A 15,132-nucleotide genomic window follows, 5' to 3' on the forward strand; every position below is an offset into this window, starting at 1 on the left:
TTCGGCGAACCGATGGACGCCGAAGCCGCGATGCGGCTGCTGACGGAAGAGCGGCTGGAAGCGGCGAGCTGATAGCGGCGCTCCGCAGTTAGTAGGGGGTCATTGCCGGGCTTGACCCGGCAATCCATCGTTCTTCGTAACAAGCATTTTTCGAAGAAGATGGATGCGCGGGTCAAGCCCGCGCATGACGGACGTTTGCTAGGTTAAGCTTCCGCCTCCCACCACCCACAACCGTCATCCTCCGCGAAAGCTGAGGATCCAGTACTGCGGCGCGCTTGCGCTGAATAACGAGCGCTCTGTAATACTGGATCGCCCGCTTTCGCGGGCGATGACGGATGTGTGTGTGAGCGCGAGCTTCGAGACTAACTACGCGTGGCCCGCTTCGGCCGACAACATCCCCGGCTCGATGCCGAGCTTGTGCAAGGCGCGAGTGTACTTCTCTTCGATGTCGTTGCCGAACACCAGATCGGCGTCGGCGTCGCAATGCAGCCAGCCATTGTCCTGAATTTCGGTCTCGAGCTGGCCAGGCGCCCAGCCCGCATAGCCGAGCGCGAGGATCGCACGCTTCGGGCCGGAGCCGCTCGCGATCGCCTTCAGGATGTCGACGGTGGCGGTCAGAGAAATGCCTTCATCGATCGGCAAGGTTGCATCCTTGATGAAGAAATCGCTGGAGTGCAGCACGAAGCCGCGTCCGGTCTCGACCGGCCCGCCGCGCAGCACCTTCATCGACTCGGCATGATCCGGAAGCTTGATCTGTTCGGGCTTCTCGACGATGTCGAGCTGCACCAGCAGTTCGGGAAAATCGATGCTGCCGGCCGGACGATTGACGATGATGCCCATGGCGCCTTCCGATGAATGCGCGCAGATGTAGATCACCGAGCGCGCGAAGCGCTCATCTTCCATCACCGGCATTGCGATCAGCAACTGGCCGTCGAGATAGCCCCCCTGCTCCGTCGGCCTGGCCTCGCCGGATTTGGGCCTTTTGGACTTGGTCGCCATCAGGGGATCCTCGCGTTGCACCATTATCCTGATATTGGGTGCCAATCCTGTCAATCAACCAGTCGCCGCACAGTGCCGCCTCGGTCACAGGCAATTCAGTGGTTCTCTGCGGATTGCGTGCGTAAATACGTCACATGATCACATTCGTTCCTGTTCGGCCGGCGCTGATCGCCGCGCTGTTTGCGTTGTTTTCGATGAGCGCCGTTCGAGCCGACGACGCATCGCCATGGGTGAGCGAAAGCCACTCCGCGGTGCGGCTGCTGGCGGGATCGCGCAGCGGCGCGGTGCTGCTGGGTGGCATTGCTTTCCAGTTGCAGCCTGGCTGGAAAACCTACTGGCGCTCTCCCGGCGACTCCGGCGTGCCGCCGCGGTTCGACTTCTCCAAATCCGACAACGTCGAAGCGGTGACGATCCTGTGGCCGGCGCCGACGGCGTTTGCCGACGGCGCGGGCGGTACTTCGCTCGGCTACAAGTCGAGCGTCGTGCTGCCGCTGCGTATCGTGGCGAAGAACGCCGACAAGCCGGTGACGCTGCGCGCCGCGATCAGCTACGCGGTGTGCGAGAAATTGTGCGTGCCGGTCGAGGCCGCGCCGGAGCTGACGTTCACCAGCGTCGCCAGCACCCAAGACAGCGCGCTCGCGGCCGCCCTCGATACCGTTCCGGTGCCCGCGAATGTCGGCGATCCGAATCCGATCACGATCCGCGACGTAGTGATGCGCGGCGACACCGAAGTCTGGGTCGATGTGGTGGCCCCGCCGGCCAGCAAGGTCAGCCTGTTCGTCGAGGGGCCGACGCCTGAGTGGGCGCTGCCGATCCCGAAGCGGGCGCCGAACGCACCTGAGGGCGTGCAGCGCTTCACCTTCCCGCTCGAAGGTCTGCCGCAGGGCGCGCATGCCGAAGGCGCGGCGTTGAAGTTCACCCTGGTCGGCCCCGACAAGTCTTACGAGTTCAACGTCAATCTGAACTGAGCCGGCGCGGCGGCCGGCGTTTGGCGAGGCGGTCGGCCAGAAACGCCGCAAGCACTTCCACACGCGCCGGGCGCGGCCCCCCGGGCGGCATCACCAGATGTACCGAACTCTCCCGCTGCTGCCACCCTTCCAGGATGACCTCGACCTGACCGGCCACGATGGCGTCGCCGACGATGAACTCCGGCAGATCGGCGATGCCGAGCCCGGCGATCACCGCAGGCAGCAGCGCCTCGCCATTATTGACCCGCAGCGGCCCTGACGGCCGCACCGCCGCCTGTTCGCCCTGCGCGTTGCTGTAGTGCCAGGCGTTCGGCGTCGACAGATAGGCGTAGCCGAGGCAGCGATGATCGGCGAGCTGCATCGGATGCGTCGGGCGGCCATGCCGCTCCAGATAGGAGTTGGCCGCCACCGTGTAGCGCGGCATCGCGCACAGCCGCCGCGCTACCAGCGAGGAATCCGGCAGCGACGCGATCCGCACGCCGGCATCGAAGCCTTCGCCAATCAGGTCGACCATCTGGTCGGACAGATGCAGGTCGACGGAGACTTCCGGGTAGGCTGTGAGGAAGTCGGGCAGTAGCGGCGCCACCACGTTGACGCCGAAGGTCATCGGCACCGCCAGCCGCACCAGGCCGCGCGGCGCAGCGGATTGCGCCAGCGCTTCGCTCTCGGCCGCCTCGCCATCGGCCAGCAGTTGCGCGGCGCGCTCGGCGAGCCGCTGCCCCGCATCGGTCAGCGCCAGCCGCCGCGAGGTGCGGTTGAACAGCCGCGCGCCGAGCCGCGCCTCCAGCCGCGTCACCGCCTTGGAGACGGTCGCCTTGGACATCGTCAGCTCGGCCGCCGCCGCCGCGAACGAACGCAGCTCCACCACCTTGGCGAAGATCGCCAGCCCTTCGAAGTCCGGCAGCTTGGTCATCGGCAGCCCATTGGGTCAATTTCGGAAACAATGAGTTTCAATCATTTCTATTTCTGAAACGCAAGCCAGAGCTTATCCAGACACCAATCACTTCACCGGCGCCGAGGCGGCGCCAAACCAGGGAGAATTCCCATGATTGAACTTCGTCCCTTCACCAAGCTCGGCGGCGCCGATCACGGCTGGCTCAAGGCCAAGCACCACTTCTCGTTCGCCAGCTATTACGACCCCAACAACATGGGCCACGGCGCCCTGCGGGTCTGGAACGACGATGAAATCGCGCCGAACACCGGCTTCCCGCCGCATCCGCATCGCGACATGGAGATCATCACCTATGTGCGCGATGGCGCCATCACCCACGAGGACTCGCTCGGCAACAAGGGCCGCACCGAGGCCGGCGACGTGCAGGTGATGAGTGCGGGATCAGGCGTGCGTCACTCGGAATACAATCTGGAGCCGGAAACCACCCGGATCTTCCAGATCTGGATCGAGCCGACGCAGGCCGGCGGCCAGCCCACCTGGGGCTCCAAGCCGTTCCCCAAGTCGGACCGCTCCGGCAAGCTCGTCACCATCGCGTCCGGCGTGAAGGGTGACACCGACGCCCTGCCGATCCGGGCCGATGCGCGGGTGCTCGCCACCACTCTGAAGGCCGGCGAGAGCGCCGAATACGAGGCCGGCAAGGCCCGGCACCTCTATCTGGTGCCCGCGGTCGGCAGCGTCGAGGTCAACGGCGTCAAGGTCGACGCCCGCGACGGCGCCGCGATCCGCGATGAGGCCAAGGTCACCATCACGGCCCTCGAAGACGCCGAGGTGGTTCTGGTCGACGCGGCGTAACGCTGCAGCGGCGAACACAACGGGGCGCCGAGCGTTGGCACGGCGCCGCCTCTCGCACCGCCGTCATGCGCGGGCTTGACCCGCGCATCCATCCTTCTTCGCGAGAGAGTCCTGACGAAGAGGATGGATGGCCGGGCCTACGCCGCGCCGAAGGGGCTTCGGCCCCGCAGGCGGGTCAAGCCCGGCCATGACGACTTACTAATAACTCAACACCACTGATCACTCACCACCCCAATCCCACTCAAAGGAGACTCCCATGGCGAATGTTCTGGTTCTTTACTACTCGGCATACGGCCACATCGAGACGATGGCGAATGCGGTCGCCGAGGGCGCGCGCGAGGCGGGTGCTCAGGTCGACATCAAGCGCGTGCCCGAGCTGGTGCCGCCGGATGTCGCCAAGGCCTCGTACTACAAGCTCGACCAGGCCGCGCCGGTCGCCACGATCGACGACCTTGCTAATTACGACGCGATCATCGTCGGCACCGGCACCCGGTTCGGCCGGATGGCGTCGCAGATGGCCAACTTCCTGGATCAGGCCGGCGGGCTGTGGGCGAAGGGCGCCCTGAACGGCAAGGTCGGCGGCGCCTTCACCTCGACCGCGACCCAGCACGGCGGCCAGGAGACCACGCTATTCTCGATCATGACCAACCTGCTGCATTTCGGCATGGTGGTGGTCGGCCTCAATTACGGCTTCGGTGATCAGATGCGTCTCGACGAGGTGACCGGCGGCGCGCCCTACGGCGCCACAACGATCACCGGCGGCGACGGCTCGCGTCAGCCCAGCGCCACCGAACTCGCCGGCGCCCGCTATCAAGGCAAGGCGGTTGCCGAGACCGCGATCAAGCTGCACGGCTGATCCGCCAATGCGGGCGTCGCCGAGCGCGGCGCCCACCGCCCCATCGCCGGTGCGAATCGCCGCACCGGCTTGTGCCGGACGGCACCCAATCCCAGATTAATGCAGATGCATTGATCTTGCATGGCTGGTGTTCCGGCGCCAGCCCTACTCGCGCGCGGCGCGGCGCTCTATCTGCGCAAAGCCCGCCGGAGAACGACCATGCTCGAAATGTATTTCATGCTTCAACTCGCCCGCAGCCCGCTGCAAGTGATGGCCAAGCGGCTGATGTGTAAGAGCCTCAGCGTTGCCACTTACGGACGCCGCCAGTGCCGCAGTTGCACCGGCGCTATGCCGCCCGACGCGGACTGAAACGCCAGGTGATCAGCAGGATGCCGAGCGTGAAGGCCGCCGACACCAGCGCGAACGACGGCTCGGTGAGTGCCAAAACCGCTGTGGCCGCCCAGCCGATCGACGAGAACGCCTCGGCGAAGGTCGCGAGCCGCGACGACGTCTGACGCCGCCGAAACTGGCTGCGCCGCGCCTGGACCCTGAACCACAACTGAATCGCTGTCGCCGAAGCCGCCGCCAATCCGCAGCCGACGCCGGTGACCAGAGCCAGCAGCGGCGACAGAACCGCGAGCGGCACGATAAGCGGCGCGACCACGATCCCAATTCCCATCAACACCACTTCGATACGCGCTCGCGTGACCGCGGACGGCGGCAGCGGCGCGGTGTCGATCAGGTCGGGTGCGTCCTCGCCCGAGATCGTCAGCCAGGCCAACCCGCCCGCGAGCTGGCCGGCCGCCATCACGATCACCGGCGCGGCAAGCACGACGGCGGTCGATTTGTCCGAGAAGCTCCGCCACAGCAGCAGCGCCGGCGGTACCAGATAGAGCAGTTGCATCAGCGATTGCGACACCAGCCAAGGGTCGCGCCGGAGCAGCATGAACTCCTTCAGCCGCAACGCCTGCTGCCGCGAGCCGCGGCGGAAGCGAGCGGCGCGTTGTCGTGCAACGGTCGTATTCGCGCCCGCCGCCGCAATCACCACGGAGCCGAGCCGCGGCGTCACCCAGATCATCACCAGCCCGAGCAGGACAAGGCTGACACTGAGCAGTGCAGCCAGCGCCTGCGTGTCGCCCAGAACGGCGCGCGCCGGCCACCACAGCACGCTGGCCGCGTCCGGCGCCCATCTCGCCGCGACATCAGAGGTCAGCAGCGAAAATCGCGACAACGTTCCGGTCGAGAGGATCGCGGCAATCTGCAGGCCGATGACGAAGCCGGCGCCGATCACCACCGAGACGATCTGCGCCGCCAGCCGCGTCCGCTTCGGCCCGATCAGTTGAAACAGCAGGAGCGCCACCGCGATCGCCGCCGCCGAGGCGGAGATCCCGATCGCCGCGACGACACCGAACGCCGTCAGCCAATGCGCGCCTCCGCCAAGCGCCAGCACGTCGATCACCGGCGCGGCGAACAGCAGCGCCATCACCGTGACGGTCAGCGCGATCGCCGCCATGCGCACGGAGAACACGCGCGCCAGCGGCACCGGCGACGACATGATGAGATCGAGATCGGCGCGGCTGTAGAACACCCGCGTCACCGACTCGATCGCCTGCGACAGCATCAGCAGCCAGCTCAGCGCCAGCGTCACGGCGATCACCAGCCGGCTGGTCTGGTCCGCGTCCTGAGTGAGTCCGGCATAGCGGCCGACAAGACCCCACGCTGGCAGATGTAGCAGCGCCGCAATCACAATGAGCGCCAACACGATATTGCGAGCCCGGCCGCGTCGACCGGCTGTCAGCATGCCGAGGAAGTCGCGCCAGGCGAGGCGCAGATCGTGCCGCGCGAAGCTGGCCAGCGTCGCCGTGGTCATGCCGGCACGGCCTCGCCGCCGACCAGCGCGACGAACATGTCTTCGAGGCTGGAATCGCCGTGGCCGATCCGGCTGCGCAGTTCGCCGAGCGTGCCTTCCGCCACCAGCCGCCCGGCGACGATCACGCCGATCCGGTCGGCCATGCGCTCGGCGACTTCGAGGATGTGGGTCGTCATGATCACGGTGCAGCCGGCCTGCACCCGCGCCTGCAGGATCTCCTTGACGCGGCGCGCCGACACGGCGTCGAGCCCGGTGAGCGGCTCGTCGAGAATGATCAGTTGTGGTTCGTGAACCAGCGCGCCGGCCAGCGCCACTTTCTGCCGCATGCCCTTCGAGAAGCCCTCGCAGCGCTGATGCTGGTGCGCCGTCAGGTCGAGTTGCTCCAGCAATCGGATCGACTTGGCCTCGGCACGATCGGCATCGCAGCCCCACAGACCGGCAACGAAGGCGAGATATTCCAGCGGCGTCAGCTTGTCGTAGATCATCGGCTCGTCCGACACCCAGGCGGTGACCTGCTTGGCGACGATCGGATCGGCCAGCGCATCGATGCCGAGCACGCGGATCGATCCGGCGTCCGGCTGCAGCAGCCCGGCGACCATCCGCAGCGTCGTGGTCTTGCCGGCACCGTTGGGGCCGAGCAGCGCGTAGAACTCACCGCGCCGTACGGTGAGATCGAGCTTATCAACGGCGGGGCGATCATAGCTTTTTGTTAGGCCGCGCAGTTCCAGCGCGAAGCCGGTCGATCCCGTCATATCGTCCCCGTGGCGCATGGCTGGTTCGGTAGTACAGCAAGATGGCGGGGAGAAGTTTCGCCGCGATGAATCCGGTTGCCGAAACGGCCACGGCCTCCCGTCTCAAGGAGGCCGTCGCACGTCGCGATGGTTAGCGGGCGGTTAGCAGCTCCCGGGCTGCCCCCGTTCACATCAGCTTGTCGAGCGTAATCGGCAGGTCGCGAATGCGCTTGCCGGTAGCGTTGAACACCGCATTGGCGACCGCGGCGCCGACGCCGGTGATGCCGATTTCGCCGATGCCGCGGGCGCCCATCGGAGCACGCGGATCGGGAATATCGGTCCAGATCACGTCGATCTCCGGCACGTCGAGATGCACCGGCACGTGATACTCGGCGAGACTCGGATTCATCACCCGGCCGTTACGCTCGTCGAATTGCGTCTCCTCCATCAGCGCCAGGCCGAGGCCCATGATGATGCCGCCGCGGAACTGGCTTGCCGCGGTCTTCGGATTGAGGATCCGGCCGCAATCATACGAGCCGAGGAACCGACGCACGCGCGTTTCGCCGGTGACGCTGTTGACGCCGACTTCGCAGAACAGCGCTCCGAACGAATGCATCGACCAGTGCATCGTCTCGAGCGGCGCCGCGGCGCTGCCGTCCGCCGACACCTGATCGCGCCCCGCCCGGGTGAGGATCGAGACGTAGCTCTCGTGGCGCGACGGATCGTCGAGCTTGGCGAGGCCGCCGTTCAGCGTGCCGACTTCATCCGCACTGAGACCCGCCAGCGGCGAGTCGTTGCCGGCGAGCTTGAGCAACTCGCTCATCAACACGCGATGTGCAGCGATCACCGAGGCGCCGATCGAGGCAGTCTGCTGCGAGCCGCCAGCGAGCACGACGCCGGGGAACAGCGAGTCGCCATAGGCGAACGTCACCTGATCACGCGACAGACTAAGTCGATCAGCGACGACCTGAGTGTGCGCCGTCGCGGTGCCCATGCCCATCTCGTGCGCGGCGATCTCGACCTTCGCCCCGCCGTCGCGCGTGAGGGTGATCCGCGCCGCACCGCCCGGCATGCGGTGATACGGATAGGTCGCGGTGGCGCACCCCATCCCGACCAGCCACTCGCCATCGCGCACGCTGGCGGCGGTCGGGTTGCGCTTCGACCAGCCGAAGCGCTCGGCGCCGGCGCGCCAGGCGTCGATGATATGCCGCGACGAGAACGGCGTGCCCTTCAAAGGGTCTTCTTCCGGCTGATTGAGGATGCGGAGTTCGACCGGATCCATCCCGAGCGCCACCGCCATCTCGTCGATCGCCGACTCCATCGCGAAGCTGCCAACCGCTTCACCCGGCGCCCGCATGAAGGTGTTGGCCAGCATGTCGAGATCGGCCACCTCGACGTCGAGCTTGATGTTCGGCGAACCATAACTGCTCATCGTCGGCAGGATAAACGGCTCGGGAAACGCGTTCTGCTTGGCCGTCGCGACCGTGCCGGTGTGGATCAGCGACACGAAGCGTCCGTCCGGCTCCGCGCCGATCGCGAAGCGCTGCTCGGTGAGCGTGCGGCCGCCGATCAGCCGGTACACGCCCTCGCGCGACAGCGCGATGCGCACCGGCCGCCCGGCGAGTTTCGACGCCGCGGCGCCGAGCACCTGATGCTGCCACAGACACTTGCCGCCGAATCCGCCGCCGACGAAGGGCGAGGTGACGTGCACCTGCTCTTCGGCGATGCCGAAGATATCGCCGAGCGACCAGGCGGTGTGCTGCACTGCCTGCGAGGCGTCGTGCACGATGAGTTTGTCGCCCAGCCACGTCACCGTGGCGGCGTGCGGCTCGATCGCGTTGTGATTGTGCCGCGGCGTGGTGTAGCGGCAGTCGACCCGCACCGGTGCGGCGGCGAGCGCCGGCTCGGCCTTGCCCTTCTCGGCCTTGAGCGGCTGGCCCATGAACAGGCCCGGCTCGGTGCCCTTGGCCTTCGCCGTGGCAAAGCTGGTCACCGCCGCCTCGGTCTCGTAGCTCGCGCGGATCAGCGAGACGGCGTGATCGGCCTGCTCCTGCGTCTCCGCCAGCACCACGGCGATCGGCTGGCCGTTCCAGTGGATGCGGTCGTCCTGCATGATCGGCAGATTGTCGCCGCCGCCGGCCTTCTCGGCGGTCATGAACAGCGGCATCGGCTTCATCCGCGGCGCATTGCGATGGGTCATCACCAGCGCGACGCCGGGCGCGGTCTCGGCCGCGGCGGTGTCGAGCGAGGCGATCCGGCCCTTCGGCACGGCGCTGAACATCAGCGCCGCATACAGCATGCCGTCGAGCGTGAACTCCGCCGCGAACGGCGCGGCGCCGCGGACCTTCAGCGGACCGTCGACCCGCGGCACCGAGGCGCCGATTGACCCGTGCTTGGTGCGGATCAACGGATCTGGATCGCCGCCCGGCATCCAATTATCGGGAGCGAGTGCGACGGCCTTCTCCATCAGATCCTGAACGGCGCCGCGCACGGCTTGTTTGGCTTCGTTGACGATGCTCATCGGGCATCTCCTGCGAGTTCGCCGAGCACGGCAGTGATCGTGCGTTTGGCCAGTTCGATCTTGAAAGCGTTGTCGCGCAGCGGCACGGCGTCGGCGAGTTCGGCATCGGCAGCGGCGCGGAACGCCTCCACCGTGGCTTCCCCGCCGCGTAGCACCTGCTCGGCCTTGAGCGCGCGCCACGGCTTGTGAGCAACGCCGCCGAGTGCGAGCCGCACATCCTTGACCCTGCCGCCCTCGAGCTCGAGCGCAGCGGCGACCGACACCAGCGCGAACGCGTAGCTCGAACGATCGCGGACCTTGCGATAGGTCGAGCGCGCGGCGATCGGCTGTGCCGGCAGTTCGATTGCGGTGATCAGTTCGCCGGGCTGCAGCCCCGTCTCCTGATCTGGACGATCTCCCGGCAGGCGATGGACCTCGCCGAACGGCAAGGTCCGCTTGCCGCCGGCCCCTTCGAGATGCACCATCGCATCGAGCGCGACGAGCGCCACGCACATGTCGGACGGATGCGTCGCAACGCATGCTGTGGATGCGCCGAGGATCGCGTGGTTGCGGTTAAAGCCGTCGATCGCGTCGCAGCCCTGTCCCGGGCTGCGCTTGTTACAGCGCGAGCCGGCATCGTCGTAGAAGTAAGTACAACGCGTCCGCTGCAGCAGATTGCCGCCGACAGTCGCCATGTTGCGGATCTGCGCCGAGGCGCCCGCCAGGATGGCGCGCGACAGCAACGGATAGCGCGTCCGCACGGCGCGATGTTCGGCGAGCGCGGTGTTGCGAACCGCCGCTCCGATTAGCAGGCCGCCGTCGTCGCGCTCGGTGATGCCGGCCGGCAGGCCGGTGATATCGACCAGTGCGCTCGGCCGCTCGAGCGTCTCGCGCATCAGGTCGACCAGGTTGGTGCCGCCGCCGAGAAACTTGGACTGCGCCGCGGCGCCGAGCCGCACGGCTTCGGCGACGTCGCCGGCTCGAGAGTAATCGAAGGGTGTCATTCTGCGGCCTCCGCATAGGTGTCGCGGATCGCCGCGATGATGCCGTTGTGCGCGCCGCATCGGCAGAGATTGCCGCTCATGCGCTCGCGGATTTCGTCGTGCGTCGGCGCGACATGGTCGTCGGCCAGATCACGGGTCACGTGGCTTGGCACGCCACGCTTGAGTTCGTTGGCCATGCCGACGGCCGAGCAGATCTGGCCGGGCGTGCAGTAGCCGCACTGGAAGCCGTCGTGCTCGATAAAGGCCTGTTGCAACGGATGCAGGCCGTGTTCGTTGGCCAAGCCTTCGATGGTGGTGACGCTGCGGCCGGCGTGCTGCACCGCCAGCGACAGGCAGGACACGATGCGCTCGCCGTCCACCAGCACCGTGCAGGCGCCGCAGGCACCCTGGTTGCAGCCCTTCTTGGTGCCGTGAAGATTGAGTGTCTCGCGTAGCAGGTCGAGCAGCGAGACCCGCGGATCGGCGGGGATCGGATAGTCGACTCCATTGATACGGATCGCCGCGGAAGACGCGGCTGGTCGATCAGCGGTCATAAGACCTCCTTCGGGACGGGACTGGAGCAAAGACGCAAGCGGTCGTGTCCGCGCGCGTACGTTGTACGGGACGGAAAAATCGCTAACCGCTGAGTGGCTCGTTAGTTCTGACGCTGGTTGTGTGGCCGGTGCCGCGTAGCCCGGCGGGGTTCGATATGAGATAACGAACCAGCAACTCCTTTATACGGAACATTGTTCCGTTTATCAAGAGGTATTCTTGTGTCCGAAAAGCCGCCCCGAAAACGCGCCGCGCCGGCCGCCGCCGGTCAGCCGCGTCGGGTCCGCGCGGACGCTCAGCGCAATCTCCAGACCTTGCTCGACGCGGCACTGGCGGTGTTCGCCGTTTCAGGGGTGGATGCCCCGGTGCGTGAAATCGCCGAAAAGGCGGGCGTCGGCGTGGGCACACTGTATCGGCATTTCCCGCAGCGCTCGGACCTGATCGTCGCGGTGTTTCGCAACGGCGTGGATGCCTGCGCGGACGCGGCCGCGACACTCGCCGCGGAGTATCCGCCGGTCGAGGCGTTGTCGCGCTGGATGCAGCGCTACGTCGACTTTATCGCCACCAAGCGTGGCCTGGCGGCGGCGCTTTATTCCGGCAATCCGGCCTATGACAGCCTGCCGGCCTATTTCGAAGAGCGGCTTCGTCCAGCGCTGCAGTCACTGCTGGACACGGCGGTCGCGGCCGGCGAGGTACGGCGCGATGTGGAGCCGTTCGATCTGCTGAAGGCGGTCGCTCAGCTCTGCACATCTGGTCCCGGCAACGATCCGGAGCATACTAGCCGCATGGTCGCATTGCTGATCGACGGCCTGCGCTACGGTGCCGATCACGGCAAATAATCGAAGCCTGGTTCGGCTTGAGGGGCGCTCGGCTGCCTCGATATCAGCCAACAAAAACGGCCTCCGCGAAGGAGGCCGTTCGTCGTTGGGATCGATGGTTTAGTCGTCGTCGTGCTCGATGATCACGCGACGGCGCGGCTCTTCGCGATACTGCCGGCGAACTACCACGGTCTCGTCGGGCTCGCGCTCGCGATAGACTCGGCGTTCGCGAACCACATAGTGGTCGTCGCGGTCGTAGTACGGGCCTGGGCTGCCGACCGTCACACCCACCGGACCCACACCGATGCCGACTTCGTCGGCGCTGGCCGGCGCAATCGCAGCGGTGGATAGAGCCGCCAGTGCGGCGGCGGTGACGGCAATCTGCTTGATCATCGGGTCGCTCCCTTGCGTCGAATGGCGATGCTGAGCCAATTCGTCGCAGGGCGCTTCGTTCCGACGGAACGCCAACGCACAAAACAAACCGCAATGCGTCGAAAGGGAACCTGGGATCGGGGTTGGATGGGATCTGGGGGATGGTGGGCGCGACAGGGATCGAACCTGTGACCCCCTCGATGTCAACGAGGTGCTCTCCCGCTGAGCTACGCGCCCTCAGATCGTCTTCACGGGTGGCGTCCCTATATCGGCTCCGGGCCGGTCAGGCAAGGACACCAAAGCAGGATTTCGACGCCAATTTCAGGCGGCGAGCATCTTGTTCACTTCGCTGACCAATTCGCGCAGGTGCACGGGCTTGGACAGCACCTTGGCGTTCTTCGGTGCTTCCGAATCGGAATTCAGCGCAACCGCCGCAAAGCCGGTGATGAACATGATCTTGATGTCCGGATCGAGCTCCGAAGCACGACGCGCCAGCTCGATGCCGTCCATCTCGGGCATTACGATATCGGTGAGCAGCATCTCGAACGGCTCCTCGCGCAGCCGCTGGTAAGCCGACATGCCATTGTCGAACGAGGAAACCTGGAACCCGGCGTTTTCCAAGGCCTTGACCAGGAACCGGCGCATGTCGTTGTCGTCTTCGGCGAGGAGGATCTTGTGCATCATTGCAGGACTTCGCATCCGGTCGTGAAAATGTTGATTCACTTAGACCGGCGTTTGGTAAATTTCGGGTGAAATTCTTGCCCCGGAGCATTCGCAGGCGTCGATCCTCTGCTGGATCATGCCGCAAATAACAGACCGAGGCACTTTCGTGAGATGCCTTGGTTAGGTTGCAATCTGGAATGATTTTGCTTGGCAGGTCGATCCGATTTCCCACAATGTCGGATTTAACGGGACCGGCGATACACGCGTGGAGACCATCGGATTTGACGGGCGGACGACGATGACCGAATTCGACGGAGACTTCTCGCCCCCGTTCGAGATTGCCGAGCCCGAGGTTTGGCGCGCGCCGATCATTTTCAATTCGCCGCATTCGGGCTCGGTCTACCCGAACGCGTTTCTCAACGCGTCGCGAATCGATCTCGAGGCGCTGCAGCGCTCCGAAGACTCGTTCATGGACGAGTTGATCGATCACCTGTCCCATCGCGGCTTCCCGGTCGTCCGGGCGCACTTCCCGCGCTCCTATATCGACGTCAATCGCGAGCCCTACGAACTCGATCCGCGGATGTTCGTCGGCCGGCTGCCAAGCTTCGCCAACACCCGCTCGATGCGGGTCGCCGGCGGCCTCGGCACGATCCCGCGCGTGGTCGGCGACGGCCAGGAAATCTATCGCGAGCGGATCGCCGTCGACGACGCGCTCGCCCGGATCGAGACGCTTTACAAGCCGTATCATCGCGCGCTGCGGCGGCTCATCAACAAGGCGCACCAGACCTGGGGCACCGTGATTCTGGTCGACTGCCATTCGATGCCGTCGGTCGGTGTCGCACGGGACGAACCGCGGCGTCCGGACGTGGTGATCGGCGATCGCTACGGCACCAGCTGCGCGGCGCTGATTCCCGGCGTGGTCGAGGAAACGATGGCGGCACGTGGCTATTCGGTGGGCCGCAACAAGCCATATGCCGGCGGCTTCATCACCGAGCACTACGGCAATCCGTCGAGCGGGCTGCACACGGTTCAAGTCGAGCTCAATCGGGCGATCTATATGGACGAGCGGCTGCGCGAACGTAGCGAGCGGTTCCGGACGGTCGCGGAGGATTTCACCGTGCTGGCCGACGCGCTGGCGTCGATCCCACTCAGCGATCTCGGCCCCTTCCAGGCCGCGGCCGAGTAGACGAAGCACCTGTTCTACTGATTGGTTCGCCGGACTTCGTCCGACATCGTACCGTAAACAACTGCTGACAGAAAAAAGGGCCGCTTGCGATGGCAAGCGGCCCAAGTCTAGGGAGGAAACGCCCAAGGAGGGCAGCGATAGCGCGAGGCGCTACCGCACCGCAACAATATGCGGCCGCGCCGCACAAAGCGCAAGTGTTTTTGAGCGTTTTTCTATGCAAAAAACGCAGGTCAGGTTACCGGCGGCGCGTGTCGCGCGCATCCGTTTATTTGAGCCAAATCAATGAGATAAAATCGATTGTCTCAGCCCGGCTGCGACATCTTTGCGCCGGTTGCACCTGTTGCCGGGAGGTCAGCTGCGACAAAAAGCGAACTGAACGCAACAACCATCCGAAAAATGTGAATGCAGGCTTCGGTGATTGGTTCACCCACTGGACCCCGTGCCGCTCCGTAGAATAAGTGAGGCGAACGGGCTGGGTTTCAGGCAAGCCTAGGGTCGTGCAGTTGTAACCCCGGACTGACAAGGATCCCCCCGTGACGGTCATCGACTTCGCTGCCTTTATCGGACGCCTCGCGACCTCGTCAGGCGACACCATCCTGCCGTTCTTCCGCACCTCGCTGACGATCGACAACAAGCAGCCCGGCCGCGACTTCGATCCGGTGACCGAAGCCGACCGCGCCGGCGAAGCGGTGATGCGCCGCCTGATCAAGGCGAGCTTCCCCCAACATGGCATCATCGGCGAAGAGTTCGGCAACGAACGCGAGGATGCCGACTACGTCTGGGTGCTCGATCCGATCGACGGCACCAAATCCTTCATCGCCGGCTTTCCTGTCTGGGGCACGCTGATCGCGCTGTTGCACAAGGGCACGCCGGTGTTCGGCATGATGCACCAGCCCTTCATTGGCGAGCGT

At 65.6% G+C, this 15,132-nt stretch carries 15 protein-coding genes and 1 tRNA gene; 6 read left to right on the plus strand and 10 right to left on the minus strand.

Annotated features, from left to right (window positions below):
- Positions 1-366: 366 nt before the first annotated feature.
- The gene (locus ACOJTD_RS17340; protein WP_420134125.1) at positions 367-999 is read right to left on the minus strand and encodes a YqgE/AlgH family protein; all 633 of its coding nucleotides are present in this window, start codon (positions 997-999) and stop codon (positions 367-369) included.
- 134 nt (positions 1,000-1,133) lie between these two features.
- Here ACOJTD_RS17340 and ACOJTD_RS17345 point away from each other — a divergent pair, with 134 nt between their 5' ends.
- On the plus strand, positions 1,134-1,967 hold the full coding sequence (locus ACOJTD_RS17345; RefSeq protein ID WP_420134126.1) for a protein-disulfide reductase DsbD domain-containing protein: 834 nt from the start codon (positions 1,134-1,136) through the stop codon (positions 1,965-1,967).
- Here ACOJTD_RS17345 and ACOJTD_RS17350 read toward each other — a convergent pair.
- Positions 1,954-2,880: a LysR family transcriptional regulator gene (locus tag ACOJTD_RS17350; RefSeq protein ID WP_420134127.1), complete on the minus strand. Its 927-nt coding sequence runs from the start codon at positions 2,878-2,880 to the stop codon at positions 1,954-1,956. The two genes, ACOJTD_RS17345 and ACOJTD_RS17350, sit on opposite strands and share 14 nt — an antisense overlap.
- Before the next feature lie 132 nt (positions 2,881-3,012).
- Here ACOJTD_RS17350 and ACOJTD_RS17355 point away from each other — a divergent pair, with 132 nt between their 5' ends.
- Both ACOJTD_RS17355 and wrbA read left to right on the plus strand, forming a co-directional pair.
- The gene (locus ACOJTD_RS17355; RefSeq protein WP_054163790.1) at positions 3,013-3,711 is read left to right on the plus strand and encodes a pirin family protein; all 699 of its coding nucleotides are present in this window, start codon (positions 3,013-3,015) and stop codon (positions 3,709-3,711) included.
- A 256-nt stretch (positions 3,712-3,967) separates the two neighbouring features.
- Entirely contained in the window at positions 3,968-4,567 is a 600-nt protein-coding gene (gene wrbA / locus ACOJTD_RS17360) for an NAD(P)H:quinone oxidoreductase (protein ID WP_420134128.1), read from the plus strand.
- Positions 4,568-4,892: 325 nt separating this feature from the next.
- Here wrbA and ACOJTD_RS17365 read toward each other — a convergent pair whose 3' ends face one another.
- The 5 genes from ACOJTD_RS17365 to ACOJTD_RS17385 form a co-directional block, all read right to left on the minus strand.
- Complete coding sequence (locus ACOJTD_RS17365; RefSeq protein ID WP_420134129.1) at positions 4,893-6,416, minus strand: permease; 1,524 nt, start codon at positions 6,414-6,416, stop codon at positions 4,893-4,895.
- Positions 6,413-7,186 carry an ABC transporter ATP-binding protein gene (locus ACOJTD_RS17370; RefSeq protein WP_420134130.1) on the minus strand — a complete coding sequence of 258 codons (774 nt, stop codon included), beginning with the start codon at positions 7,184-7,186 and terminating at the stop codon, positions 6,413-6,415. Before ACOJTD_RS17370 ends, ACOJTD_RS17365 begins: the two co-directional genes overlap by 4 nt.
- Before the next feature lie 148 nt (positions 7,187-7,334).
- On the minus strand, positions 7,335-9,614 hold the full coding sequence (locus tag ACOJTD_RS17375) for a xanthine dehydrogenase family protein molybdopterin-binding subunit (RefSeq protein ID WP_420134137.1): 2,280 nt from the start codon (positions 9,612-9,614) through the stop codon (positions 7,335-7,337).
- Between the two features lie 50 nt (positions 9,615-9,664).
- Positions 9,665-10,651 (minus strand): FAD binding domain-containing protein, encoded by a 987-nt coding sequence (locus tag ACOJTD_RS17380; protein WP_420134131.1) that lies wholly within the window; start codon positions 10,649-10,651, stop codon positions 9,665-9,667.
- Complete coding sequence (locus ACOJTD_RS17385; RefSeq protein ID WP_420134132.1) at positions 10,648-11,184, minus strand: 2Fe-2S iron-sulfur cluster-binding protein; 537 nt, start codon at positions 11,182-11,184, stop codon at positions 10,648-10,650. Before ACOJTD_RS17385 ends, ACOJTD_RS17380 begins: the two co-directional genes overlap by 4 nt.
- A gap of 219 nt (positions 11,185-11,403) precedes the next feature.
- On the opposite strand from ACOJTD_RS17385, the gene ACOJTD_RS17390 reads away from it, so the two are divergent.
- Positions 11,404-12,021, plus strand: coding sequence for a TetR/AcrR family transcriptional regulator (locus tag ACOJTD_RS17390; protein WP_420134133.1), 618 nt, complete (start codon positions 11,404-11,406; stop codon positions 12,019-12,021).
- A 99-nt stretch (positions 12,022-12,120) separates the two neighbouring features.
- Here ACOJTD_RS17390 and ACOJTD_RS17395 read toward each other — a convergent pair whose 3' ends face one another.
- The 3 genes from ACOJTD_RS17395 to cpdR form a co-directional block, all read right to left on the minus strand.
- Positions 12,121-12,393, minus strand: coding sequence for a hypothetical protein (locus ACOJTD_RS17395; RefSeq protein ID WP_420134134.1), 273 nt, complete (start codon positions 12,391-12,393; stop codon positions 12,121-12,123).
- A 141-nt stretch (positions 12,394-12,534) separates the two neighbouring features.
- Positions 12,535-12,609: transfer RNA gene (locus tag ACOJTD_RS17400), tRNA-Val, on the minus strand.
- Between the two features lie 84 nt (positions 12,610-12,693).
- A complete protein-coding gene (gene cpdR, locus ACOJTD_RS17405; RefSeq protein WP_011443381.1) occupies positions 12,694-13,053 on the minus strand; it encodes a cell cycle two-component system response regulator CpdR in 360 nt (119 codons plus the stop codon).
- Between the two features lie 280 nt (positions 13,054-13,333).
- Between cpdR and ACOJTD_RS17410 the strand changes: the two genes are divergently transcribed.
- Both ACOJTD_RS17410 and ACOJTD_RS17415 read left to right on the plus strand, forming a co-directional pair.
- Positions 13,334-14,221: an N-formylglutamate amidohydrolase gene (locus ACOJTD_RS17410; RefSeq protein WP_420134135.1), complete on the plus strand. Its 888-nt coding sequence runs from the start codon at positions 13,334-13,336 to the stop codon at positions 14,219-14,221.
- Between the two features lie 533 nt (positions 14,222-14,754).
- Positions 14,755-15,132, plus strand: a 378-nt coding sequence (locus ACOJTD_RS17415; protein ID WP_420134136.1) for an inositol monophosphatase family protein, incomplete at its 3' end; no start/stop codon positions are given.

This window comes from Rhodopseudomonas sp. (assembly GCF_048594845.1).
In the GTDB taxonomy this organism is placed as follows: domain Bacteria; phylum Pseudomonadota; class Alphaproteobacteria; order Rhizobiales; family Xanthobacteraceae; genus Rhodopseudomonas.

What these genes read in the sequence shown, in the direction of transcription:
- ACOJTD_RS17365 (WP_420134129.1), bottom strand. Translation starts at nt 6,416, where the DNA reads ATGACCACGGCGACGCTGGCCAGCTTCGCGCGGCACGATCTGCGCCTC.
- wrbA (WP_420134128.1), top strand. Translation starts at nt 3,968, where the DNA reads ATGGCGAATGTTCTGGTTCTTTACTACTCGGCATACGGCCACATCGAG.
- ACOJTD_RS17410 (WP_420134135.1), top strand. Translation starts at nt 13,334, where the DNA reads ATGACCGAATTCGACGGAGACTTCTCGCCCCCGTTCGAGATTGCCGAG.
- cpdR (WP_011443381.1), bottom strand. Translation starts at nt 13,053, where the DNA reads ATGCACAAGATCCTCCTCGCCGAAGACGACAACGACATGCGCCGGTTC.
- ACOJTD_RS17355 (WP_054163790.1), top strand. Translation starts at nt 3,013, where the DNA reads ATGATTGAACTTCGTCCCTTCACCAAGCTCGGCGGCGCCGATCACGGC.
- ACOJTD_RS17345 (WP_420134126.1), top strand. Translation starts at nt 1,134, where the DNA reads ATGATCACATTCGTTCCTGTTCGGCCGGCGCTGATCGCCGCGCTGTTT.
- ACOJTD_RS17380 (WP_420134131.1), bottom strand. Translation starts at nt 10,651, where the DNA reads ATGACACCCTTCGATTACTCTCGAGCCGGCGACGTCGCCGAAGCCGTG.
- ACOJTD_RS17375 (WP_420134137.1), bottom strand. Translation starts at nt 9,614, where the DNA reads ATGGAGAAGGCCGTCGCACTCGCTCCCGATAATTGGATGCCGGGCGGC.
- ACOJTD_RS17350 (WP_420134127.1), bottom strand. Translation starts at nt 2,880, where the DNA reads ATGACCAAGCTGCCGGACTTCGAAGGGCTGGCGATCTTCGCCAAGGTG.
- ACOJTD_RS17395 (WP_420134134.1), bottom strand. Translation starts at nt 12,393, where the DNA reads ATGATCAAGCAGATTGCCGTCACCGCCGCCGCACTGGCGGCTCTATCC.
- ACOJTD_RS17340 (WP_420134125.1), bottom strand. Translation starts at nt 999, where the DNA reads ATGGCGACCAAGTCCAAAAGGCCCAAATCCGGCGAGGCCAGGCCGACG.
- ACOJTD_RS17370 (WP_420134130.1), bottom strand. Translation starts at nt 7,186, where the DNA reads ATGCGCCACGGGGACGATATGACGGGATCGACCGGCTTCGCGCTGGAA.
- ACOJTD_RS17385 (WP_420134132.1), bottom strand. Translation starts at nt 11,184, where the DNA reads ATGACCGCTGATCGACCAGCCGCGTCTTCCGCGGCGATCCGTATCAAT.